We start from the raw sequence: 23,995 nt of genomic DNA, 5'->3' as shown, positions 1-23,995 counted from the left end.
GTTTTTCTTTCATTTTGCTACGTAATAAATAGCAGTGTACACGCTATTCAAAGCAGATAATCGATTGAGCGAATACATTTATATTTCGGCTTGGGGTATCATCTATGCAAGGCAAAACAACAATCTGGGCAACATGAACACTGCAGCAATACTGAGTCAAGCGGAGAAGCTTCATCAACAAGGTGACTTGCAACAAGCAGAGCTAAACTATCAAGCCGCTTTAGCACAGGCTAAAAGCCAACAGGAGCCTTCAAATATAGCGTCAGCCTTGTTTGGTATTGCCACGCTATATAATCAAACCAAGCGCTTTGATCTTGCTATTCAGTCTTTTTCAGAAGCTCTCCTCTTAGAGCCAGAGGCTTTCGATATTAATTTCAACGCGCTTGTTTGTTTGGTCAACGCAAAGCAAGATAAAGAGGCAAAGAAGCGACTTTCCAAGGTATGTTCACTTGTACCAAATGACCAGAGAATGAAAGAGCAACTTGCTGCAATAGCTTCTCGTTTGGGCGAACATCAGCAAGTCATCGAATTGCTCAAGAATTTTTCAAGCTTGTCTGCACAAGCAAAACTCAATCAAATTTCAGCTTTTATGAAGCTAGAACAATGGCCAGCCGCTTTAGCGCATAGTGAGACCTTAGTTAAACACTTTCCCAAGGAGCCGAACGTTTTAAGCCAGCATGCGATTTGTCTGTTGAAGATGCAACGTTTCCAGAAGGCTGTCGAAGCTTATACAACGCTCAGTCAATTGGTACCAAATAACGCACAAATACATATTAAATTTGCTGACCTATATTTACTTACGCATCAATCTACACAGGCGAGACAAGAGCTAAACAAAGCCATTTTACTCGGTGACCAATCGATTCAGCGCTTTGAATTAGAGTGTAAGGTATGTCGTATTGAAAATGATAAGGCGGGTGCGCTAGTAGCTGCGGAGGCGGCGCTAGGTATTAAACCTGAAGCAGAGTTTGCATGGCAAGTAAAACAAGATCTCGGTAGCGAGAAGGACAATGCTGAGTGTATTGCTCATTTGCCCGCGTTAATTGGGGAAGAACTTCTCCAACAGCAAAAAATAGAGGTCGAAAAAGTCTATTCATACGATCGCCAACACAACCTATTTACCCTTGCTAAGGCTTATGAAAAGCTAGAGCGCTACCAAGATGCGTTCGATACATATGCTATTGCTAATGAATTACAGAACCAACACTTAACGATACATAAAAAAGGCTATCAGCCACAGGTGATTGAGGCGCAGTATCAGCGTTTGCGTTCCTTCCCCTATGTAAGTAGCGGGAGCCGTATAGGTGAAAATGCGCTTAAGTCGAAGGAGTCGCCAGCACATTATTTTATTGTTGGCATGCCTCGCTCAGGTACTACCTTGGTGAATCGTGTTTTATCTCAACAAGCTAATTTTCAAAGTGTCGGAGAAAGCAACGCTGTTGCCAATCTATTTGAAAATAAGCTCTTATACCCGAACACGCAAACATCAACTGAGCAAGTTGTTACAGATCTGAAAAACATGCAAGCAAGCATCGATTCACAATACCGAGAGTTGAATCAAATATCTGATAAGCAGCTGAATTTGGTTGATAAAATGCCTCACAACTTCCGTTATGTGGGAGCTATCTTGAGCGCATTTCCCAACTGTAAAGTTGTTCAGATGCGCCGAAATTTAGGTGACCTAGCACTATCAATTTATTCCCAGTTTTTCAATGTGCATCATGCGTATGCTTGTCGTTTAGCTGACATCGCACACGCCATATACACTGCCAATACCTTGATGGACGAGTGGAGTAGACGCTTCCCAGAGCAGGTGATTGACGTTTATTACGATGAACTTGTTACAGCCCCGGAATCACAATTTGCGAAGCTGTTTTCTTTTTGTGAACTCCATTGGGATGAAAAATACCTTCAGTTCCATCAAGAGGTTGTCGCCAGTTTTACCTTCAGTGAAACACAAGTACGTCGGCCGATTAATACCCACAAGCTCGGTTACTGGAAACGCTATGAGCAGCAACTTAAACCCGTTTTTGATGCTTATCAATTACTTGAAGCCACATAAATCAACGCTAGTATTCTAGTTTCCGACTAATAGGGTATTGATAAAAATACGCTATTGAGTGATTTCTCCGCGATAATAAGGCTTAAGCGACATTCGCCGATAAAGGTGTATATCGACATACGAGCTGCGCTTTTGTGCGGCCTGTGATGTTCGTTAAATTGTTACTCACCGTGCTGAGGAAAATAGAAAATATATGTTAACCATGTCTCAAGTGCATATTGATATTGCGCGCAATTCGACAGATGATTTTAATTTGTTTCATGATAAAAATCGCTGGCATTGGTTGCGCGACAATCCATTTGAGGGGCCTATTTCCCTTGGTTTTCAACTCGGCTGTTACATTGAGTACCAGTTTCGTTTACTGGCCACTCAAGATGCCGATGAAGTGGATACTGAACACTTTCGCTATAGCGCTTACGACTTCAACTTTGCTTCGTGCGTTCGCCCTGATGATGAAGTAGCCCTATCGGTAAAGTCAGGAAAATGGAGTCACAACGATGGACCAAGCATTTATTCTCGCAGACTCGTATTGAAAGCAAATAAGAAACCCGCGATAGTGGGCTTTAAGCGTGATGGTAATCAAATGACCTTAGCGCTACCTGCGGGCTTGCCTCCTATGCACATGCTGAATGACCTGCCAGATAGAGATTTAGTACCAGGGACGGATTATTTTTTAAAAAGAAAATACATGATCCTTGGGAACGCAAAGAATTTTCTCGCCAGTGCGGGAGCAGAACAAAACCTCTTCATTGATGAATTTGCCGATAAAGTCGACTTTCCAGAAATGTACCCTTTAGGGCTCATCTCATCAGCTTTGCTAGAGCGTGCGGCGTTCGAAGATATCGACTTGATTTCTAATCCTATGATTTACGCGACACAAAAGATGTGTATCGATAAAAAACAATTAGCGGCTTTGCGCAGTAATGATGCCGTGAACATCCTTGTTGGTCCTGATATTTCAGAGGATGCAAAAGAGTTTGGTCCTGAATCGAGTCAGAAGAAAAAAGTGATTCAAGAATGTGTTGCTTATTGCAAAGAGGACACACCTCTGTTCATTGCCAAAGTAAGCTTACTGCCTGTGCAGTCATTAAAGGGAATTGAAAGGTAGTTTTTTACCCGTTCAAGGTCATTTTAGGGCATAATATGCGCCATTGATTTTTCCTCTTCTACAGCATGGTGAGACTGGCATGACGGCAACCCTTACAATTCAAACTCCTGATGATTGGCATTTACATTTCCGCGATGGCGATATGTTGCAAGAAACAGTGCCAGCCACTGCTCGTTGTTTTAAACGCGCCATTGTTATGCCCAACTTAGTTCCGCCTGTCACGACGACGAAAATGGCCTTAGATTATAAGCAACGGATCATGGCCTGCGTACCTCAAGGTGTTGACTTTGAGCCACTGGTCACACTGTTTCTCACTAACCATACGACCAGTGAGGAAATTAAAGAGGCGAAAGCGGCGGGTATTGTGGCATCAAAGCTTTATCCTGCAGGCGCAACAACCAATTCAGATGCTGCGGTAAAAGGTATCAAAGCTTTATATCCTGTGTTTGAAGCGATGCAAGAAGTGGGCATGTTATTACTCATCCACGGCGAGGTGACAGAATCCCACATTGATATATTCGACCGTGAAAAAGCCTTCATTGATACCTATTTGCGCGATATCGTAAAAGACTTTCCGGGATTGAAAGTCGTGTTCGAGCACATCACAACCAAAGACGCGGCTGACTTTGTGCTTGAATCATCGGAGAATGTCGCAGCAACGATTACTCCTCAGCATTTGTTATTGAACAGAAACGATTTGCTTGTTGGTGGAGTAAGGCCACACAACTATTGTCTGCCAGTACTAAAGCGAAATACGCACCAAGAGGCTCTTAGAGCTGTTGTTGCATCGGGTTCTAAGAAGTTTTTCTTGGGCACAGACTCAGCGCCGCATGAAAAACACAAAAAAGAAAATGCTTGTGGTTGTGCAGGTTGTTACAGCGCCTGGAGCGCAATTGAACTTTATGCACAAGTCTTCGAAGATTTAAACGCTATCGATAAACTAGAAGGTTTCGCGAGTCACTACGGGCCGGATTTTTACGGTTTACCTAGAAATGAGGGGACAATTACCCTGCACAAGCAAAGTTGGGATGTTCCAGACAATATCGTATTACCAACAGGTGATGACATAGTCCCTTTCTTTGCTGGTGAAACACTGCAATGGAAACTCGCATGAGCAATGAATTAAGCTTTGCCAAACTTGGTTTGATTACCGAGTTAAACGAAGCGCTTGAAAGCGCAAACTATACACAAATGACTGAGACTCAAGCGGCTTGTCTACCGGACGTACTTGCTGGCAAAGATATCGCAGTACAAGCAAAAACAGGGAGCGGTAAAACTTTGGCTTTCGCCCTCGGATTACTCAGCAAGATTGAGGTCAATGCGAAAAACCCTCAGGCGCTGATCATGTGTCCAACTCGTGAATTAGCCGAGCAAGTGGCAGAGCAGATTCGTTTATTAGCCAAGCGTATGTCGAATTTAAAAGTCGTTAGCTTAGTTGGCGGTATGCCAATGGGTCCGCAGATTGTAAGCTTACGTTATGGTGCGAATGTGGTGGTCGGTACGCCAGGTAGAATCATGGACCATATTGGCAAGCGCACCTTGAGTTTGAAAAAAGTGAACACCTTTGTACTTGACGAAGCCGATCGGATGCTCGATATGGGATTTGAAGATGAAATGAAAGTCGTCATGCACAACTTATCTCAAACGGCACTAGCAGCAACACGTCAAACTTTGCTTTTTTCAGCAACTTACCCCGAACAGATACAAAGTATTACTAAGCAGTATCAGCGCGATGCAAAAATTATTAAAGTAGAAGAAGATAAGCAGCAAGCGCCTACAATTGAGCAACAAGCTTATCGCATTAATAGCGAACATAGAACACAAGCTGTTGCAGCGCTGCTAACGCATCATCAGATCGAATCGACGATCGTTTTTTGTCGTACCAGACGCGAAACTAAAGAACTAAGTGACGAACTTTATCAAATGGGGTTTAAAGCACTTGGTCTGCATGGTGATTTGGAGCAATCAGAAAGAAGCCAAGTGTTGGCGCGATTCTCAAATAAAACAGTCAGTGTGTTAGTCGCCACTGACGTTGCCGCGCGTGGCTTAGATATTGAGCGCGTCGATCTTGTCATCAACCATCGTGTTAGCGAAGATATTGATACACATACCCACCGTATCGGGCGTACGGGTCGAGCTGAAGAAAAAGGCTTAGCAATTACCTTAATCGACCAAGCTGAAGAAGATAAGTTAGATGAGATTGCAGCAAAAACAGATGCGACGATTAAGAAATTAAACATTCAGACCGTTCGTTTTCATGCAAATCGTATCAAGCAACCAGAGTATGTTTGTATTGCGGTAGATGGCGGAAAAAGGGATAAGCTGAGACCTGGCGATATACTTGGGGCGTTGACTAAAGAAGCTGAAATACCCGGGGCTGATATCGGTAAGATTTCGATCAGCGCTCGTCACGCTTATATTGCGATTAAAGAAAGAAGCGTCAAAAGAGCGTTGGCGCAGTTCCGTGAACGTCGGATCAAAGGCAAACGTTTCAAGGCCAGAAAACTGTAGCGTTTTGATAAAGACTTAGCGCGCTAACTAACGCGCTAAGTCTTTGCTAATATTCAATTAGGCGCTTGAACCTGCTGCCATAACTCTATCTTAATGCCGTCAGGGTCTAGTAGCCAAGCAAACTTGCCGTAGCCCTCGTCCACCGAATCTAATATAGCCACGTCTTTGTTTTTCAACTCTGCGAGAAAACCATCGAGATCATCCACGCGCAGATTGATCATAAAATCTGATTTTCCAGGCTGAATATAGTCATGCTTTTCAAAATGACTGATTAACGAGTAGGGCTTATCGCCTGTTTCTTCAGACCAGTTTAGTTGTGGTCCATACTCTCCATCTATACCCAGCTTCTCTTTGTACCATTGTCGAGTTTTTGCTGGATCCTTTACAACATAAAACACACCGCCTAAACCTGTGATTTTAGCCATTTTGCGTCCCCATTGAATAATTATTCTTAAGCTTAGCTCAATTTCACAATGAAGCACAATCTGCCTTACAAGTTAATTTAAGTCACGGAATAACACGATTTGGCCAATATAGGCTTTCTCTTATTTAAATTTAAAAGGACGAAATGTCTAAAGCTTATAGCGCGTTGCCTTTGAAAGTAATAGTATACAACGTAAGCAGCGGGGCTTTAATGAAAAGGTATTTATGCACTTCTTGAGACGTAGTTTTTACTTGGCCCTTGCCATTGCTGTATTTGGCGGGTTCGAAGTAAAAGGACAAGACGCCAAATACAATACCCCAGATGACTTAATTTCTGAGCTACGTGCCTTAGCTGAGGATACGACTCAAACACCTATCGAAAAACGTTCAAGTGTCGCTCAATTGAAGGCTAAGAGTATCACTAAAAATTGGGAATACGCTGAGCTTCTTGCGTCAATATTGGATGTTGAACTAGAAGTTAGTCTCGACAATACCAATGAAGCAAACCGTAAACTCAAGCCCCTTTACGAAGCAGCAAAATCGTTTGAAGACCCTGAAGTTCACTTGCGCTTAGACATGAGCCAGATACGAATTGACGCAGCACTTGGAAACTTTAAAAGTGTGAAGGTATTGCGACAAAAGTTACTTGAAGATGTTATTGAAATAACAAAACCAAGCATAAAAGGTGATGTATTCGTAGCAGTGGCAGAAAGCCAGTATATGATTGCAGAGTATGCCGATGCGATTAAGAACTATCGCTTCGCTTATCAAGCTTATGCGGAAACTAACAATGATTCAGATAAGGCCTTTGTGAAGCTAGCTCTAGGTAATGTCAATACTGACATCGGCAATCCAACAAAAGCGATGGCGTATTTTAGCGAAGCCTTGAAAGCAACCAATGCTGCAGGCGATCAATTTTTGAAATCTGTCGTGTTATACAACATAGGGAATACTCACTTTCAACAGGGCGAATATGAGCTCACGATTCACTCCTTGTCACTTGCAAAGTCAATCAGTAAAAAAATCAATGATGAAATTGGTATTGCCTGGGCAGTTAAACGTCAAGCTGATGCCCACAAAGAACTAGGTCAGTGGCAATTTGCGATTGATGGTTATAATCAAGTTGTAGATTTATTCGCCGAAACAGGCAGTTTGTTAAACCAATTTGATATTCATGTTGGTTTGGCGGCTTCATACCTTGGACAAGGCAAGTTTGATAAAGCGCTTGAAAGCTTGCGAAAGAGTGAGCCTTTCTTAGACAAGCTTCAAGAAGCATCTGATCGTGATGAGTATTTTCTTACCTTGGCTGATATTCACGCTGCAAAAGGCGAGTTTAAGCTGGCTTTTGAGGTGATAAGTAATAACTATGATAATTTAAAAAATGCGTTTTATCTTGACCGACAGCGTGACATTGAAAAGTATCGGATTCAGTTCGATAGCGAATTAACAGACGAACAAAATCAAATGCTACTGAGCGAGAACCAACTTAAAAACCTTGAAATACAGACTAAACAAGAGCAAACCAAAACCTTGTTATTAATCAGTATACTGGTTTTAATGCTCCTACTCGTCGTTGGTTTTTTACTGTTTAAGCAAGTGAAAAACCGAGACTTATTTAAAGCCTTAGCACTGAAGGATTATTTAACGGGCTCTCCGAATAGACGCGCTGTCTTAGACAGTTTATCGCTGAAATTTGAACAAGCTGAACAAGGAAGTACTGAATTAATCGTTGGCCTCATTGATTTTGATAACTTTAAGCAGCTCAACGACAAATATGGACATGCGGCGGGTGATAAAGCGCTACAGGCATTTTCAGACACCTGTAATCAGGTGCTACGAAAGCAAGATAGTTTTGGTCGCTATGGTGGTGAAGAATGGTTAATCGTTTTTGACGATATAGAGTTTGGTAAAGTTTTTGACGTTTTTGAGCGCCTTCGCCATTTTCTAAATGAACACGAAATTGAAGGTGTGCCGAGTACGCATCAATTTACCTTTTCAATGGGCCTAGCAAAATATGACGCTGCTCTCGACGATAATATGGAATCGTTAATTAAACGTGCCGACCAAAGTTTGTATTTAGCAAAAAGTGAAGGAAGAGATCGCGCGGTTGAGTGGAGTGAACAAGCATAAGTTTTTAGAGGTATTTGTAGCAAATTACAAATAGGTAAAGATGAAAAAAAAGCCAGCAACGATAAGAAAGTCGATGCTGGCTTTTTTGATCAATTAGCGTCTTACCAAATTTTCACACGCTCTTCAGGTGGAAGGTAAAGTGCATCACTTTCCTTAACATCGAAGGCAGTATAGAACTCAGGTACATTACGCACAGAGCCATTGGCTCTATATTGTCCTGGTGAGTGCGGGTCGGTATTGATTTGGCTTTTCAGTGCTTCATCTCGATACTTTCCAGCCCAAACTTGACCGAAACCTAAGAACACACGCTGTTCACCGGTAAAGCCATCTAGTACAGGTGACTCTTCACCCTGTAGCGACATTTCGTATGCTTTCAATGCAATACTAATTCCGCCTAAGTCACCGATGTTTTCACCCAGTGTAAACTCGCCATTAACGAAGACGCCTTCTAAAGGCTCAAACGCGTTATATTGCTCTACTAATTTGCCAGTACGCTGTTTAAATTCCTCACGATCTGCATCTGTCCACCAATTACGAAGCACGCCGTCTCCATCGAAAGTGCTGCCAGAGTCATCAAAGCCGTGACCTATTTCATGGCCAATAACGGCACCAATGCCACCATAATTGACAGCATCTTCAGCATTTAAGTCGAAGAACGGCGGCTGTAATATTGCAGCTGGGAAGACAATCTCATTAGCCGTTGGATTGTAGTAAGCGTTTACTGTTTGGGGTGTCATTCCCCATTCAGTTTTATCAACTGGCTTACCTTGTTTTGCCAATTCTTCCGCATAAGTGACTTCAGATGCCTTCCGTAAGTTACCAAATAAGTCTTTATCTGAAACCTGTAGGGCAGAATAGTCTTTCCATTCATCTGGATAGCCAATCTTCACGGTGAACTTAGACAGCTTATCTAGTGCTTGTTTACGTGTTTCATCAGTCATCCAATCTAATTCATTGATGCTAACTTCATATGCTTTAATGAGGTTATCAACCATCACTTGCATGCGTTGTTTTGCTTCAGGTGGGAAGTGCTTTTTCACATACACCTTACCAATCACTTCACCTAAGGTGCTATTCAGTAGACCTGTCGCTCGACGCCACATAGGTCGCTGTTCTTCTACGCCGTACAATATGGTGCTGTAAAACTCAAAATTTGCCTTGTCCAAGTCCATGCTTAATGAACCAGCTGAAGCGTTGATTAAGCCCCACTGAAGAAAGGTCTTCCAGTCTTCTATAGAAGTTTCAGTAATAATCGTATCAATGCCAGCTAAAAAATCGTTTTGCATAATGATCATGCTGTCTGGCATATCAAAACCACTCGCTGCAACGAAAGCGTCCCAATTAAAATTAGGCATTAGTGCTTTTAACTCGTCCATACTCAATTTGCTGTAGTTCTCTGCCCAGTTTCTCGACTGTTCTTTTTTCATGTGCTGGCCAGCAATTTGCGTTTCTAAAGCAAGCAACATTTCCGCATTTTCGGCACCGTTTTCAATACCAGCCAAGCCAAACATTTTTTCGATATGCGCTTTGTAGGCGGCTAATATCTTCTTCCCATCTTCATCTTCTTTGAAGTAGTACTCTCGATCCGGAAGGCCAATGCCAGCTTGCCACGCATAAAGTGCATATTCGTTTGGTGACTTGAAGTCAGCATATTGGAAGAAGCTGACGGGGGTGCCATAGCCATATTTAATGGCATAGGCAAAATATTCCACTAAATCGTTATAGTTTGAAATTGCCGCAATTTTGGCAAGCTCTGGGCTAAGTGGAGACACTCCCATTGCGTTTCGGTTATCAATATCCATGTAAGAGCTATACATATCGCCGACTTTCTGCTCGTCTGAGCCTACCGCGAAGTCGCCTTGTGAAGCTGTATCGATAATTGCCTTTACATCTTCTTGTGCTTCGTCTGCCAAGATAGCAAAACTGCCGTAAGATGCTTTATCAGCAGGAATTTCTATCGTTTTTAACCATGAACCGTTCACGTAACGATAGAAGTCATCACCTGGTTTTACGCTCAAGTCCATATTTTCAGTGATAATGCCTGATTTTAAGGCCACAGCTTGCTCGGCTGCTGGCACTGTACTTTCAGTATTTGCTTGTTGAGCCGGCGTACAAGCACCCAGTGCGACTGCAACACTCATTGCTAAGAGTGCTTTGCTTAAATGTTTCATGTGTCTTCCTGTGTTGATATTGATAACTCGAATTTCGGTAATACAACACCTTATCCGCTCTTGAAAAAGAATCAACTACAATGGACAAAATGAAATAACTTGTAACATTAATCTGTCTATCAAACAGAGTATGCATTAGCATAGGTGTCAATACGGCGGTTTTTTTACTCAAAAAAGTGACACTAAAAATAATAAAATAGGATATTTATGAACGAAACAATTATTACTCTTTTAGGGTATATTTCCATCATACTCATACTGCTACTCATGCTGGCAGGGTATCGTAGTGCTATTACTTTCAGCGGTAAAAAGAAAGGTTTAAAATTTCAAGCGGATGGTAGTGATGTACCAGAGCTCGGACAACGCTTAACTCGGGTTCATGCTAATGCAGTAGAGTGTTTTAGTTTTATTGGTGGCACACTGATTCTCGCGATTGCGACCGACTCAACGGCCATTACCAATGGTTTGGCCTATGTCCTGTTACTTGCTCGTGTATTGCAAGCTTTAGTGCACTTAGTGTCGACGTCAAATGTGGCCATTCAAGTTCGCTTTGTCTTTTTCTTAGTGCAATTTGGTATTGTCATATACTGGGTCTTTAAATTACTTCAAAAATTCCTCTAGCAAAAACAAAGAATGTGGTGTCATTTGATGCCACATTTTCAAGATCACGTCACAATTGCCTGTTATCATTGTTCACTCAATGCAAGTACCTAAAATTACCAAGCTAATAAAAAGAGATTGAATGTTTTCATTTTTCGAGAGTTTAACTAAACCTTTCCCAGACACTAAGCCAGGCAAGCCGCCTACCGATTTTGTTGCATTTTGCCGTCATTACTCTACGGGAATGTGGCCAGTCCTATTTGCCGTTTCAACCATCAGTGCACTCGTGGCGATGCTCGAAGTATCATTGTTTGGGTACATGGGACAATTAGTGGATTGGTTTTCTACGCGCGACAAAAGCACTTTTATTGATGAAGAAATGACAAGCCTGATTTGGATGGCGGTTGTGGTCTTGGTCGTATTGCCTTTCCTTGTCATATTAGAATCTGCGTTAACTCATCAGTCTTTATTGGGCAACTTCCCGATGCGTATTCGCTGGCAAGCTCATCGCTATCTATTAGGGCAAAGCTTGTCATTTTATCAGGATGAGTTCGCTGGTCGAGTTGCAACCAAAGTGATGCAAACCGCCTTGTCTGTGCGCGAAACTGTGATGAAAATCATGAATTTGGCGGTGTATATTTGTGTCTATTTCATCAGTATTATCGTGCTAGTTTTTTCGACCGACTGGCGTTTAGCGATGCCGCTCATCATTTGGTTAGTGGCCTATGTGACGATATTGCGAATACTATTGCCGCGTCTAAAAAGAGTCTCTCAAAAACAAGCTGATGCGCGTTCAATCATGACCGGACGGATAGTTGATAGTTACACCAACATCATGACGGTGAAACTGTTTTCACATCATAAGCGAGAAGAAAACTACGCGCGTGAAAGTATGGATGGTTTCCTGCAAACCGTGTATCCGCAAATGCGACTAGTGACAGTCTTGCAGGCCTGCGTTTGGACCAGTAATTCCTTATTAGTATTCTCAATGGCTGCTTTGGCTATATATTTGTGGGTCAACGGCGTTGTATCTCCTGGTGATCTCGCCATCGCAGTGAGTTTAAGTCTGCGCTTAAATGGTATGTCACAATGGATAATGTGGGAGGTTTCCTCCTTGTTTGAAAATATCGGTACCGTGCAAGATGGGATCAATACGCTTGCCGTGCCCGCTGCAATTACGGATAAAAAAGATGCACCAAAACTGCAAATGCAGGGCGGAAAGATAGACTTTGAAAAAGTTAACTTTGCTTATGAAGCAAAAAATAACACTGAAATAAGCGTATTTGAACAACTCGATATCAATATTAAAGCAGGTGAAAAAGTCGGCTTAGTTGGCCGCTCTGGTGCTGGTAAGTCTACCTTGGTTAATCTTCTCTTGCGATTCTATGACATTAAGTCAGGTCGGATACTTATTGATGGACAGAATATTACTGATATCACGCAAGAAAGCCTGCGTGGACACATTAGCATGGTCACTCAAGATACATCTCTTATGCATAGAAGTGTGCGGGACAATATAATTTATGGTCGCACTGATGCCACCGAAGAAGATATGATCACAGCCGCCAAACAAGCAGAGGCACATGAGTTTATTTTGAGTCTGAGTGATGCAAAAGGGCGCACAGGCTATGATGCTCATGTGGGTGAGCGAGGTGTAAAACTTTCAGGTGGGCAAAGGCAGCGTATTGCGATCGCTCGGGTGATGCTAAAAGATGCCCCCATTTTGATTTTAGACGAGGCAACATCCGCGCTTGACTCAGAAGTAGAGGCGGCCATTCAGCAATGTTTAGATAAAATCATGGAAGATAAGACAGTCTTGGCCATTGCACACCGCTTATCTACCATTGCGCAAATGGATCGATTATTAGTACTTGATCAGGGCAAGGTTGTTGAAGCTGGCAGTCACCAAGAGCTAATCGCCTTAAATGGCATTTATGCAAAACTTTGGGCGCATCAAACTGGCGGGTTTATCGGTATAGACTAAGTGACAAACTGAGGAGCAAGAAAAGTGAGTGAAAGCTTTGTACCTAGCAATATGCCAAGCCCCTTGGTATTTGAGCGTGTATCTCGCGAGCAGTTTGAGCAAGAGTTACAACCAATGGGCCAGCCATTCGTTATGAAAGGCTTTGCCAAACATTGGCATATTGTTAAATCGGGTTTGAATTCACCCAATGACTTGCGCAGAAAGGCACCACAGCTGAACGAGGCTATTTCGGTCACTCGTATTTTGGCCGAAGAAAAAAGCCGGATGTTTTATAACCCAGATATGACAGGGATGAATTTTGGTGTCGCAAGCTTGTCTTTAGATGACTGCTTGCGACGCATGCAAGAGACAGCTGATAATGGTAAAGATGACAGTCCTGATTATGCCGCTCAATGTGTGCCCGTCGCAAAATATTTCCCTCAGATCCTGAATAACATTGATAACCCGCTGGTTGAAAAAGGCTTGGAGCCCTTTATTTGGTTTGGAAACCGAGTGATTGTCGCTCCGCATTTTGATGAAACAGATAATATCGCCGTCGTCGCAGCAGGGAGAAGACGCTTTACACTCTTTCCACCTCAACAAACAAAAAACCTATACATTGGCCCGCTCGACTTCAACCCAGCCGGACAAGCCATTAGTTTGGTGAATATCCTAAAACCTGACCTTGATGCGCACCCAAAATATGCAGAAGCTTACAAACATGGCTTGTCTGTAGAGTTAGCACCTGGAGATGCTATCTACATTCCAACTCCTTGGTGGCATCACGTTCAGTCATTGTCTCCTTTTAATGTCTTAATCAACTATTGGTGGAGTCAAAATGACTTTGGCACTGCAAAGCCCCTCGGTGCGCTATTACACGCAATCCAAGCTTTCCGGACCTTACCAAAGCCTCAGCAAGACGCTTTTAGGGCGCTTTTAGATTATTACGTATTTGACGAAGCTAATGCTTCACGTGAACACATACCTGAACATGCTCATGGTTGGTTAGGGGAGTTGGATGACGAGAAGCGTCGTGTATTAGAGCATTGGATTAAGAATTTTTCGCAATAGAATGAATATCAATCACAAACGTTGATGAGGATGAATGTGAACAATAAGCACGAAACACTACTGCAACTATTAACAGAGATTCTTCATTCCTTTCAGCCAGCTTTTCGTGATGGTATCAGTGAGTTTGAACTCATTTCAAAATTAAAAGCGAAACCATTTTTTTTATTTGATGAAGATGCTTTGCGTGAGCCCTTAGTGCTCTTCCAGACACATTTTGTATTGTTTCATGCGCTTTATATTTTGCGTGAAGAATGGCGCCAGCAAAAAGTGGGTGAGCTAACTATCAGTGCACTGAAAATCAAATTAGAGACATTTATTGATCAAGATGCTGCCCTAGTTCAAGCCGATCCACTAGCAGATTACTACCTCGATTGGCAGAATCTATCAAAGACAGATGAAGCTGGTGTTGAAGATTTACTTAATCAATTTTGGCAAAAAATGGGAGGAATGAAAGCCAACAAAGAACCCACGCTAGAAGAGATTAATGTAGCGTTGGAGCATATGCAATTAGAGGCTATTGAAGGCCTACAACTGGATGAACTTAAGCGCCAGTATCGGAAATTACAACACATGTACCACCCTGATAAAGGCGGAACAGCAGAACAGGCGCAAATTATTTTAGCCGCTTATACTACTCTTCATTCTGTGATTTATAATTCAACCAAGTAAACGTCATCAAACAAAGGATTTCGTTCAGGCTCCCAAACGCCATCTTTCAATTCAATACCACTTACATTCAGTTTTTCAAGTGTATCTATTCCGTAGTAAAAACCGAAATATCTATAAGACTGGTAGGTGCTTTCATAATCGTGGAGCTGGCCATAGTAAGGAATGTTTTTATCCATAAAGGGATCGACACTGTCATATAGCATCTCTTCCATTTTGATAAGAAAATTTAAACGTTGTTGGGCGCTGTATGGAACGCAGCGGCCATCAAAATTCCGTATTTGGTCTTCAGGACATTCGTTTCGCTGGTTTGCGCTTCGCAAAGCATAACGGGCTTGTCTATAATCTTCTGAAATTGTCACTACGGCTTCGTAGTTTTCGACACCATAACTTGTCCCAACCGGAGCATCCTCGGCGTACGCGCGCTCCATTTGGTCAAGAAAGTTCTTTTGCTTGGGACCACCGTGAAACACGACCAAGGCATGGCGACTAAGTGTTTTTACCGGTGCAGATAAAAATACATAATTCGCACAAGAAGAGATACAAAAGTCGACAACCTCTAATGGAATCCTGTTCTCATGAATGAATCGCCCAAAAGCCATCCCTACATTTAGATCACCGCCTGTACTTCTAATTAACAATCGGTCACCGCGTTGATACAGTCGTTTGAACTCTTCGAAACGTCCATTATCAATAGGGCCGTAGTACTTGATTTCTCCGTTTTCATTGCGCGAAACACCGGTAGTATCGGCTTCAAATAGAAAAGAGAAAGCCCATGTTAGTCCTACTAATAAGGCAATGAAAAATAACGATGTTTTTACTGCTGGGCTCACATTATGTCCTTATATCCTAGCGTGAATGATTTCTTACAAAGCGATTGTTTTGAGGATTTGCATCATTAGCGCTTTTAAAAACCAATACTTAATTAAACTGATTTGTCATTGCAAAGGTTCAAGATATCATGTTTAGTGGATGACAAATAACAGTTAAGTAACGTGAATGTGTTGTAGGAGTAGGGATATGCAACTTCAAGGATGGTGGAAAGGCGTTTGTTTAGTCATCTGTTTGCTTTGGGTAAATGCTTGTGCGGCTTTTGAAAACCAACTTGGTAATCGTTTAGGAACGGATCCGCAAGATGACCCTATTAACCTAGAGGAGTCTAATATTGCTCCAGACGAAGTGCTTCAGTTCTTCACAACAGATGCTTTCCAAAGTGACATTGATGGTGATGGTAACTACACGTGGCAAATACCTGTGCATGCTTGGGTATATGAACCCGTTAACAGCCAATTGCGCATGAAAATGGTGAAAGAAAGTATGGCATTCGTTTACGACCTTCAAGTTTCATCAGAAAATGTCGCTACTTTTGAACAACGAGTGAATCATTTCTTAGTCGATAACGAGCGTGGAAAGTGGTTTACGGTGCAACTACAACAAGCAGGAAATGCCGACTCAAGGTCGTTATTTAGAGTGGGTAATACTGAAGCGAATGGGCACGTGACTGCCAATCTATTAGCTGAACAGTTTGTTCAAGAGTTGGCACTAAAGCCTGCCACTGCAACCGTATATTACTGCGCGAAGGTCAATGCTAGGAAAGTATGCGGCCGTGCACGTTTGATATCTCAACAAGGCCTTTCGGTCATCAGCGATATTGACGATACAGTCAAAATTAGCGATGTAAGATCTAAGCAAGCGTTGATTGAAAATACCTTTTTTAATCCATTCGTCGCGGTCCCTGATATTGCTGAAGTCTACTCCGCCTGGTCTAAACAAGGAGTGAACTTTCACTATGTTTCTTCTAGTCCATGGTATTTATATACTGAACTTACTTCATTTCTGGAGCGGGCAGGGTTCCCGGACTTTTCCCTTTCGCTGAAGTCATTTCGTTTTCGAGATGAGAGTTTGCTGGAACTGTTTAAGGATGGCGAAGCAACAAAGCCAGGTCAAATTCGTCAAATTTTAGAAAAGTTTCCGCAACGTCAGTTCGTGTTGATCGGCGATAGTGGTGAACAAGACCCCGAAGTATACAGCGCCATAAAACTGCAATTTCCTGAGCAGATAAAGGGTATCTACATCCGAGATTTGGGGCCTGAAGATACCAACCAACTACGAGTGAAAGGCTTGATGGATAATATGGATGGCTTTCCTATCATTCTGTTTAAAGACGCATCTGAGTTACCAGTGTCTCTAAAGCCAACACGCTAAGTTCAGCTTTTTATTTGAATCAGTGACAAATGTCATGTGGTATTGATGACTTTTGTGTCTACCTGAATATATCCCAATGTAAGACACTGTTTACCTCGAAAACTTATTGATAAACAGGTGCAACATTATGGATACATCATTAGATCATCAACGAGAATTATTCTGCCAACGTCGCTTCTTAGCAATGCCATTAGCAGGGGCGATTGTCTGGGCACTCATCGGTATCATTTCTTTATTTGCCAATGAATATGTAAAAACTTACGCAGTGTGGCTTGGTTGTGGCAGCATCTTCTATCTTGCAATCTTCATAGCCAAGTTCACGGGTGAAGACTTTTTTGGTAAGCACAGAGAAAAGAATGTATTCTATAACTTGTTTATGGGTGGGGTGATCATGTGCCTCTTAATGTTTTCGGTTGCCTTGCCATTTGCTACATATGACCATACCGCTGTGCCCTTAGGTGTCGGCATCCTGGCAGGACTAATGTGGATACCTTTTTCTTGGATCATCCAACATTGGGTCGGTTATTTTCATGCCCTAAGCAGAACTGTTGGCATTGTCACTGTTTGGTACTTGTTTCCTGAGCATCGCTTTGAAGCTATCTCATTAGTAATAGTGGTGATTTATGTGATTTCCATTTATGCTCAAGAGCGCAGGTTTCAGTTGGTCCATTGTGAAAAGGGAGTTTGAAATGTCTGCCACTCAGTTTGTTGCAAGCCGCAAAGTCAACATGCCTTCTTTGGTCGCGGGTAGAAAGAAAATATGGTCTGGTGTTAGTGTCCTTTTCTCGTTATTTTATTTTTTACCCTACTTTTATTTCGAAACACCACAATTTGAATTAGGCAGTTTACTACTCGCTTACTTGGCTTTTTTATTTACCTATGTGTTGGCTTTACGTAGCCAAGTACCTCAAGTCCTAGGACATTTACTCTTGGTAGTGGTCGTCTGTTTTATGGCATCCTTACTGACTTATGGTGGCTTATTTTTATTTGCTTATATCGCATTTGTGATTGCCTATCACTTACCTTTTTCCTCTCAAGAGCGAGGGGCGAGTGAACAAAATGAAAGACCTTCCTTCTTGTTACAGAGTCGTACTTGGCTTATTTTTTTATTACTTGTCATCACTTTCCGGTGGGCGATACAAGACACGTATTCTTTTTGGTTAAGCGAAACTATTATTCAATGGCAGTTCACGCACTTCACGCCAATCTATGCGGCTGTACTAATGTTGTTTTGCTTCGGCTTTTTGGAACGACGAGAAACGCGTTTTGCTTCAATGAATGAGCGCTCTCGAGAAGAGATTGAACAAATCAGTACTATTGCCGAGCGCGAACGTATCGGTCGAGATTTACATGATATTGTCGGACACTCATTATCGAGCATCTCGGTGAAAGCAGACCTAGCCGACAAATTAATTATTAAAGGAAAGGTAGATGCAGCGCAACAAGAGATGCGTGATATTGCGAGTATTTCTCGAGATATTTTGAGTGATGTACGCAAAGCGGTTAGCAATATCAAACACCGCAGTTTGCACGATGAAGTGCGCAGTTTGACGAAACTGCTGGAAAGCAAATCCATCATGGTAGATTGCGACATTGATGAAAACGCGCTCCAAAAGTTAAGCTTGAAAAGTGAATCACAGCTCGTACTGATACTCAAAGAACTGGTCACGAATGTGCTTCGTCATAGCAATGCCAGCGAAGTCTATTTCAGTGCGAGAGAAAAGCAAGGTGCGCTTGAAGTTATCGTTCATGACAATGGAGCAGTATCGAATATTCAGTTTGGAAATGGCTTGTCTGGTATAAAAGAGCGATGTAGAAATATTTCTGCAACTGTTTATTTTAATCACGACAACGGTTTTAAATGCGAGCTTGAACTCGGGCTACACAGCGAAAGATAGCCGCAGATTGGCAGAAATAGCCTAAGGATTGATAATGCAGACAATCATGGTGGTAGAAGACCAAAGCTTAATTCGAGATGCCATTTCGACGCTGCTTTCATTGGAAGATGACTTTGACGTAATTCACCAATGTGAAGACGGAGAGCAAGCTTTAAACTTACTTACTCAATCAAGTGCACTACCTGATATTGTCTTGAGCGATATTGAAATGCCGAATGTCACTGGCATTGAGCTAGCTGAACAAGTTTCTGAACTATTCCCAGATATAAAGTTTGTTATCATGACCACCTTTGCTAAAGCAGGTTACGTTCGGAGAGCTATGTCGAGTGGCGCAAAAGGCTTTATTCTTAAAGATGTACCTAGTGATTATTTGGTATCTTCATTACGAGATATTTGCAAGGGTAAGGTGATTATTGATCCTGAATTGGCAGTACTTGCTTTGGGCGACAAAGACCCCTTGTCTGAAAAAGAGCGCAAAGCCATACAACTGATAGGGGATGGCTTATCTACTCAGCAGGTGGCGGATAAATTGTTTCTTTCCCAAGGCACGGTTCGCAATTATTTATCAGAAGCGATATCAAAACTAAATGCAATGAATAGCAACGATGCTGCGCGAATAGCTAGGCAGAAAGGGTGGCTATAGAGTGACTACTGAGACGCTTGGTCACCTTTAGGTTTAGCCACCACGTCATAAATTTCAGAAATCAGTTTCTTGGCGACAATGGGTTTATTCAAATGGCGATTCATGCCCGCCTGCATTGCTCTTGCTTTTTCATCGGAAGATGCGTGTGCAGTCAGGGAAATGATGATGATATCATTATACTTTTCGCCAGCGTCACCCGCGCGAATATTTTTTGCAGCAGTATAACCATCCATAACCGGCATTTGGATGTCCATGAGTATCAGGTCGTAGACTTTGTCTAAAGACCGCAGTAATTCAATTGCTTCTAAACCGTCACTAGCGATGTCGCAATCTAAGCCAAAAGTTTGCAACTGAGAGCGGACTATTTCTTGGTTAATCGGATTGTCTTCAACTAACAGAATGTTGATACTCTTCAATGAAGATGTGTCAAAAGGCAGTGTTTCATGCTCGATAGCTGCAATGGCCTGTGCTCGCTGGAATGGGATTTTAACAACAACTTTCGTTCCCTTGGATACCTCGCTGTTTAGCTTTATTTGTCCATTCATTAAGCCAACCAGTTCTTTACATATGGATAGGCCTAAACCTGTCCCTTGGTTCGACTGTTGCAAGTAGTTGTGGATTTGATTAAAAGGAGAAAATAGCTGTTCTTGGGCTCGTTCGGAAATACCGATACCCGTGTCTGCTACCCAACATTCAAGTTCATAGTGGGTACCTGATTTATGTATTTTAGCGCCAATCGAAATTTTACCCTCTGGGGTGAATTTGACGGCATTATTCACTAAATTGTCGATAATTTGCCGAATTCTGCTTCGATCACCCAATAACGGGACATCAACTAAAAATTCCGTTTCTTGTTCAATCGCAACACTTTTGTCCTCACACAAAATCTGAGCGTAATCGACTAATTCTGTGATCAACGACTTTGGAGAAAAGCCAGCAACATCCAGCGTGAAGTTGTTCGTTTCGAGTTTTGAAAAATCAAGGATATCATTGACCGTTCGCAGTAATGATTCTGTTGAGAATCGGCCCATGTCCACTAACTTTCGTTGTCGTTGCGACATCTTAGTGGTGTTGAGTAGATCAAATACGCCCATCATGCCATTAATTGGCGTGCGGATTTCGTGACTGATAATAGCCAAAAATTTACTTTTTGATTCAGACGATTCGATCGCCAGTTTCGTTTCTTGGCCCGCTTTTAAATTAGCTTCGTGTAAGTGTTGATGGGCAGCTTTTAGTTTTGTATGTTTGAGATAGAAGAGGATAAGTAAAGTAAGAGAAATAGACGCGAAGATAAATACTATTTGCAATGCATAGCGTTCTACAAGGCTGCTATCAGGATTCAAGATGCTTACCTCGCGCTCATGGTACTGATCGGACAATGTAAAGTTAAATTGTGCTAAACGTGTCTCGTCAAATACCCATTTTGCTACAGGGTAAAACTTCCGTGGCGCAATAATCCCCTTTTTTGCAAGCGCCATGTTTATCATCGCATTTCCCTGAAGTTCAGCGTCATACAGATACCCGCCGACAATTCCTGAGCCAGCCAAAGTGCTCCAAAAGCTAAAAATCGGGGCATCGCTGAGTTGAGCATAGTATTCCAAGGCTGATTTTGGAGACGTAGATTGGACTGAGCGCATTTGAAATACAGGAAAATATATAAAAAGGTCGTTCGATGTAAGTGAGCGCAACTCTTGTTCAAAATTTTCATCCGTAGACGCTAGTTGCTCTAGTTGATAATTTGGATAAGCGTCACTGATATGTCGAATAAGTTTTTTATAATGAGCAATATATTCATTTTCGAAATTGGTGTTAATGATTATACGACCGGGCTTTGGTACGAAATCAAATATAGCATTAACCTGGGTTATAAAGGTTGACTTGTCTTTATCAGAATCATTATTTGAAAGACTCAAATGACTCGACTCTACGACATTAAGTACGATGATCTCTGCGTCATACAAGCGAAGCTTTTGTTGAATTTGGCTTAACAGTGTCTTTCCTAAAAAATCATCCGTAACGATCACATCAATGTTTCTGTTCGCAAATACTCGCTCAATATTGGCCAATAGCGCTGAGTAATTGCTTTCGTCCTTAATCAGATCGGTATATACATTTTCTACAAAAAGATTCACCTTAACAGGGCTTCTAGCAATGCTTCTAGACATCCCTTTAATGATATCTTGGGTCCAGGGTAAAACCGGATCGTGACCATTCAAAAATAAGATATTCAATTCGTTTGGAATTGTATGCTTGCCCAGTTTATCGTCACCCGCGCAGACATGGGCGGTGAACATTGATAAACATGCAATAAAGAGTACGACAATTTGCTTCAATAGATGCTGCTCGGTTTTAAAATATCGAGGATGCTGAATAGCTCTAAGGCTAGTGTGTTCATTATAAAAGTGCAACCATAATAAAGCAGTTTATGAATGGAATGATTCGGTGTAGATAAGCGATGCCACACATAAGAGCGTGCGCTTCGGTGAACGTTTCTATTAATTAACTTGATTACACCGGTTTCGACCCTACATAGAAAAGGTAGAAGGAAAATACTTAAAAAACCGAGTCGACATAGAAAAGTATCCTAGTTAGGTACTTGTATAACTTGCTTGCATGAGTATAATACGCGTCCCTCCCTTATGACGCTGATGACTTCCTTTCAAGAACACAACATCACAAGGGAAATGTAACTAAAATATGTATCGCACGGATGTAGGGGTGTAGCTCTAATTGGTAGAGCAGCGGTCTCCAAAACCGACGGTTGGGAGTTCGAGTCTCTCCACCCCTGCCACTTTGTGGTGAATCCTGTGAAAAGAATTAATTAATAGCCGGTCCGTTATGACGCGGCTAGTTTAGGGTAACACTGATGAGTGAAAAGGCAGAAAACACGTCTAACCCGTTAGACTTAGTAAAGTGGTTATTAGTAATCGTGCTGTTGGGCGGTTTAGTATACGCTTATGGTGCGTATGAAGACGTTTCAGTTCTTTACAGAGCCTTAGGAGCGGTAGCTATCGTTGCTATATCTTTGGGCATTGCTGCAACGACAGCTAAAGGCAGTGCGTTTTTGGTCTTTGCAAAAGATTCACGCACAGAAGTACGCAAGGTTATCTGGCCAGACCGTACCGAAGCCAATCGTATGACACTAATCATCCTTGTTGCTACCGCAATCGTTGGTCTGTTCTTATATTTGATTGATATGTTCATCGTTTGGGGAATTGGTCTGTTCACTGGGATCGGAGGTTAAGCATGTCTGACAAGAAATGGTATGTAGTTCAAGCGTTCTCTCAGTACGAAGGTCGAGTTCAGAAAACCCTACTTGAATACATCAAAATGCACGGTATGGAAGATTACTTCGGTGAGATTCTTGTACCTACAGAAGAAGTCGTTGAGATGCGTGCTGGTCAAAAGCGCAAGTCTGAGCGTAAATTTTTTCCTGGCTACGTATTAGTAGAAATGGAAATGAACGAAGAATCATGGCACTTAGTGAAAAGTATTCCTCGAGTACTTGGTTTCATTGGCGGAACATCTGATCGTCCAATGCCAATCACTAAGAAAGAAGCTGATGCAATATTGAATCGTCTTGAAGAATCAGTTGATAAGCCAAAACCAAAAACCTTGTTCGAACCAGGCGAAGTTGTTCGCGTTACCGATGGTCCATTTGCTGACTTTAATGGTGTGGTCGAAGAAGTTGATTATGAAAAAAGCCGCTTGAAAGTATCAGTGCTCATCTTTGGGCGTTCAACCCCAGTTGAACTAGAGTTCGGTCAAGTAGAAAAAGGCTAGAGTTAAAAGCAAAAAAGGGGTCAGAGTTAATTAATTTGCATTCGCATATTAATTAACTCTGCCCCCTTTTTTTATTGTTAAAAATTAAACAATTGTAATGTTACATCTTTATGAGTTGGAAACCGGTATCAAGCTACAGAAACGCATCTTGCGATTCTTACTACTTTCAATCAAAAGGATAATTTATGACAGCTCTAGCCAATAAAATGTTAAAAACAGTTTCTGTACTAGCACTTACTTTCATGATGGCCGCCACTGCTTCTGCGGGTCACCACGGCGATAAAAAGGACATTGTTGATACTGCAGCAAGCAACAAAGACTTCTCTACTTTGGTTGCAGCAGTGAAGGCAGCTGGTTTAGTCGACGCGTTGAAGGCCGATGGTCCACTCACTGTTTTTGCACCGACAAATGCAGCATTTGCAAAACTACCTGCTGGTACCGTTGAATCCTTATTAAAGCCTGAGAATAAGGACAAGTTAGTACAAATATTGACTTACCATGTGGTTGCTGGAAATGTGATGGCAGCCGATGTAGTGAAGTTGAAGTCAGCAACTACACTAGAAGGTTCAGATGTTACAGTATCAGTATCAGATGCCGGCGTTAAAATTAACAACGCTAATGTAGTAGCAACAGATATCAAAACATCTAATGGCGTAATTCACGTTATCGACACAGTAATCTTGCCATAAGAAGTATCACCCATATTAGGGAAGGGGTATTAATCTCTTCCCTAACTATTTTCTGCGACAGCATCAACCCGC

Annotated in this window: 20 protein-coding genes and 1 tRNA gene; 17 read left to right on the top strand and 4 right to left on the bottom strand. The window is 42.0% G+C overall.

Annotated features, from left to right (window positions below):
- The first annotated feature begins 64 nt into the window (after window positions 1-64).
- The 4 genes from RM556_RS16665 (at window position 65) to dbpA (ending at window position 5,681) form a co-directional block, all read left to right on the top strand.
- Window positions 65-2,062: a sulfotransferase gene (locus tag RM556_RS16665; RefSeq protein ID WP_311375151.1), complete on the top strand. Its 1,998-nt coding sequence runs from the start codon at window positions 65-67 to the stop codon at window positions 2,060-2,062.
- Between the two features lie 193 nt (window positions 2,063-2,255).
- Window positions 2,256-3,170 (top strand): hypothetical protein, encoded by a 915-nt coding sequence (locus tag RM556_RS16660; protein ID WP_311362330.1) that lies wholly within the window; start codon window positions 2,256-2,258, stop codon window positions 3,168-3,170.
- Window positions 3,171-3,249: 79 nt separating this feature from the next.
- On the top strand, window positions 3,250-4,284 hold the full coding sequence (gene pyrC / locus RM556_RS16655) for a dihydroorotase (protein ID WP_311375150.1): 1,035 nt from the start codon (window positions 3,250-3,252) through the stop codon (window positions 4,282-4,284).
- On the top strand, window positions 4,281-5,681 hold the full coding sequence (dbpA, locus tag RM556_RS16650) for an ATP-dependent RNA helicase DbpA (RefSeq protein ID WP_311375149.1): 1,401 nt from the start codon (window positions 4,281-4,283) through the stop codon (window positions 5,679-5,681). Before pyrC ends, dbpA begins: the two co-directional genes overlap by 4 nt.
- A gap of 53 nt (window positions 5,682-5,734) precedes the next feature.
- Here the strand turns inward: dbpA and RM556_RS16645 are convergent, their stop codons facing one another.
- Complete coding sequence (locus RM556_RS16645; RefSeq protein ID WP_311375148.1) at window positions 5,735-6,106, bottom strand: VOC family protein; 372 nt, start codon at window positions 6,104-6,106, stop codon at window positions 5,735-5,737.
- Between the two features lie 223 nt (window positions 6,107-6,329).
- Between RM556_RS16645 and RM556_RS16640 the strand changes: the two genes are divergently transcribed.
- Window positions 6,330-8,234, top strand: coding sequence for a diguanylate cyclase (locus tag RM556_RS16640; RefSeq protein ID WP_311375147.1), 1,905 nt, complete (start codon window positions 6,330-6,332; stop codon window positions 8,232-8,234).
- 101 nt (window positions 8,235-8,335) lie between these two features.
- Here the strand turns inward: RM556_RS16640 and RM556_RS16635 are convergent, their stop codons facing one another.
- Window positions 8,336-10,405: a M13-type metalloendopeptidase gene (locus RM556_RS16635; protein ID WP_311375146.1), complete on the bottom strand. Its 2,070-nt coding sequence runs from the start codon at window positions 10,403-10,405 to the stop codon at window positions 8,336-8,338.
- Between the two features lie 207 nt (window positions 10,406-10,612).
- On the opposite strand from RM556_RS16635, the gene RM556_RS16630 reads away from it, so the two are divergent.
- The 4 genes from RM556_RS16630 (at window position 10,613) to RM556_RS16615 (ending at window position 14,708) form a co-directional block, all read left to right on the top strand.
- Window positions 10,613-11,026 carry an MAPEG family protein gene (locus RM556_RS16630; RefSeq protein WP_311362336.1) on the top strand — a complete coding sequence of 138 codons (414 nt, stop codon included), beginning with the start codon at window positions 10,613-10,615 and terminating at the stop codon, window positions 11,024-11,026.
- Window positions 11,027-11,147: 121 nt separating this feature from the next.
- The gene (locus RM556_RS16625) at window positions 11,148-12,989 is read left to right on the top strand and encodes an ABC transporter ATP-binding protein (protein WP_311362337.1); all 1,842 of its coding nucleotides are present in this window, start codon (window positions 11,148-11,150) and stop codon (window positions 12,987-12,989) included.
- A 24-nt stretch (window positions 12,990-13,013) separates the two neighbouring features.
- A complete protein-coding gene (locus RM556_RS16620; RefSeq protein ID WP_311362338.1) occupies window positions 13,014-14,039 on the top strand; it encodes a cupin-like domain-containing protein in 1,026 nt (341 codons plus the stop codon).
- A gap of 36 nt (window positions 14,040-14,075) precedes the next feature.
- On the top strand, window positions 14,076-14,708 hold the full coding sequence (locus tag RM556_RS16615) for a DNA-J related domain-containing protein (RefSeq protein WP_311375145.1): 633 nt from the start codon (window positions 14,076-14,078) through the stop codon (window positions 14,706-14,708).
- Here the strand turns inward: RM556_RS16615 and RM556_RS16610 are convergent.
- Window positions 14,690-15,538: a hypothetical protein gene (locus tag RM556_RS16610; protein WP_311362340.1), complete on the bottom strand. Its 849-nt coding sequence runs from the start codon at window positions 15,536-15,538 to the stop codon at window positions 14,690-14,692. The genes RM556_RS16615 and RM556_RS16610 overlap by 19 nt on opposite strands.
- Window positions 15,539-15,725: 187 nt before the next feature.
- Between RM556_RS16610 and RM556_RS16605 the strand changes: the two genes are divergently transcribed.
- From RM556_RS16605 to RM556_RS16590, 4 genes are all read left to right on the top strand, one after another.
- Window positions 15,726-16,910, top strand: a complete 1,185-nt coding sequence (locus RM556_RS16605; protein WP_311375144.1) for an App1 family protein — start codon at window positions 15,726-15,728, stop codon at window positions 16,908-16,910.
- Between the two features lie 127 nt (window positions 16,911-17,037).
- Entirely contained in the window at window positions 17,038-17,598 is a 561-nt protein-coding gene (locus RM556_RS16600) for a DUF7010 family protein (RefSeq protein ID WP_311375143.1), read from the top strand.
- 1 nt (window position 17,599) lies between these two features.
- Entirely contained in the window at window positions 17,600-18,808 is a 1,209-nt protein-coding gene (locus tag RM556_RS16595) for a histidine kinase (protein ID WP_311362343.1), read from the top strand.
- A gap of 34 nt (window positions 18,809-18,842) precedes the next feature.
- Complete coding sequence (locus RM556_RS16590) at window positions 18,843-19,451, top strand: response regulator transcription factor (RefSeq protein WP_311362344.1); 609 nt, start codon at window positions 18,843-18,845, stop codon at window positions 19,449-19,451.
- A gap of 5 nt (window positions 19,452-19,456) precedes the next feature.
- Here RM556_RS16590 and RM556_RS16585 read toward each other — a convergent pair whose 3' ends face one another.
- On the bottom strand, window positions 19,457-21,784 hold the full coding sequence (locus RM556_RS16585; RefSeq protein ID WP_311375142.1) for an ATP-binding protein: 2,328 nt from the start codon (window positions 21,782-21,784) through the stop codon (window positions 19,457-19,459).
- 381 nt (window positions 21,785-22,165) lie between these two features.
- Between RM556_RS16585 and RM556_RS16580 the strand changes: the two genes are divergently transcribed.
- The 4 genes from RM556_RS16580 to RM556_RS16565 all read left to right on the top strand — a co-directional run bounded on the left by RM556_RS16580 (window position 22,166) and on the right by RM556_RS16565 (window position 23,923).
- Window positions 22,166-22,242, top strand: a tRNA-Trp gene (locus tag RM556_RS16580).
- Window positions 22,243-22,317: 75 nt separating this feature from the next.
- Window positions 22,318-22,695, top strand: coding sequence for a preprotein translocase subunit SecE (gene secE / locus RM556_RS16575; RefSeq protein WP_311362345.1), 378 nt, complete (start codon window positions 22,318-22,320; stop codon window positions 22,693-22,695).
- A gap of 2 nt (window positions 22,696-22,697) precedes the next feature.
- Window positions 22,698-23,234, top strand: a complete 537-nt coding sequence (gene nusG / locus RM556_RS16570; RefSeq protein ID WP_311362346.1) for a transcription termination/antitermination protein NusG — start codon at window positions 22,698-22,700, stop codon at window positions 23,232-23,234.
- Window positions 23,235-23,419: 185 nt separating this feature from the next.
- Window positions 23,420-23,923, top strand: a complete 504-nt coding sequence (locus RM556_RS16565; RefSeq protein ID WP_409220103.1) for a fasciclin domain-containing protein — start codon at window positions 23,420-23,422, stop codon at window positions 23,921-23,923.
- Window positions 23,924-23,995: the final 72 nt, after the last annotated feature.

This window comes from Alteromonas sp. W364 (assembly GCF_031846205.1).
In the GTDB taxonomy this organism is placed as follows: domain Bacteria; phylum Pseudomonadota; class Gammaproteobacteria; order Enterobacterales; family Alteromonadaceae; genus Glaciecola; species Glaciecola blandensis.
This window is presented reverse-complemented; position numbering and strand designations above follow the sequence as displayed.

Excerpts from the sequence above, each read along its gene's own strand:
- RM556_RS16660 (WP_311362330.1), top strand. The coding sequence starts at position 2,256 with ATGTTAACCATGTCTCAAGTGCATATTGATATTGCGCGCAATTCGACA.
- pyrC (WP_311375150.1), top strand. The coding sequence starts at position 3,250 with ATGACGGCAACCCTTACAATTCAAACTCCTGATGATTGGCATTTACAT.
- dbpA (WP_311375149.1), top strand. The coding sequence starts at position 4,281 with ATGAGCAATGAATTAAGCTTTGCCAAACTTGGTTTGATTACCGAGTTA.
- RM556_RS16645 (WP_311375148.1), bottom strand. The coding sequence starts at position 6,106 with ATGGCTAAAATCACAGGTTTAGGCGGTGTGTTTTATGTTGTAAAGGAT.
- RM556_RS16640 (WP_311375147.1), top strand. The coding sequence starts at position 6,330 with ATGCACTTCTTGAGACGTAGTTTTTACTTGGCCCTTGCCATTGCTGTA.
- RM556_RS16635 (WP_311375146.1), bottom strand. The coding sequence starts at position 10,405 with ATGAAACATTTAAGCAAAGCACTCTTAGCAATGAGTGTTGCAGTCGCA.
- RM556_RS16630 (WP_311362336.1), top strand. The coding sequence starts at position 10,613 with ATGAACGAAACAATTATTACTCTTTTAGGGTATATTTCCATCATACTC.
- RM556_RS16625 (WP_311362337.1), top strand. The coding sequence starts at position 11,148 with ATGTTTTCATTTTTCGAGAGTTTAACTAAACCTTTCCCAGACACTAAG.
- RM556_RS16605 (WP_311375144.1), top strand. The coding sequence starts at position 15,726 with ATGCAACTTCAAGGATGGTGGAAAGGCGTTTGTTTAGTCATCTGTTTG.
- RM556_RS16600 (WP_311375143.1), top strand. The coding sequence starts at position 17,038 with ATGGATACATCATTAGATCATCAACGAGAATTATTCTGCCAACGTCGC.
- RM556_RS16595 (WP_311362343.1), top strand. The coding sequence starts at position 17,600 with ATGTCTGCCACTCAGTTTGTTGCAAGCCGCAAAGTCAACATGCCTTCT.
- RM556_RS16590 (WP_311362344.1), top strand. The coding sequence starts at position 18,843 with ATGCAGACAATCATGGTGGTAGAAGACCAAAGCTTAATTCGAGATGCC.
- secE (WP_311362345.1), top strand. The coding sequence starts at position 22,318 with ATGAGTGAAAAGGCAGAAAACACGTCTAACCCGTTAGACTTAGTAAAG.
- nusG (WP_311362346.1), top strand. The coding sequence starts at position 22,698 with ATGTCTGACAAGAAATGGTATGTAGTTCAAGCGTTCTCTCAGTACGAA.
- RM556_RS16565 (WP_409220103.1), top strand. The coding sequence starts at position 23,420 with ATGACAGCTCTAGCCAATAAAATGTTAAAAACAGTTTCTGTACTAGCA.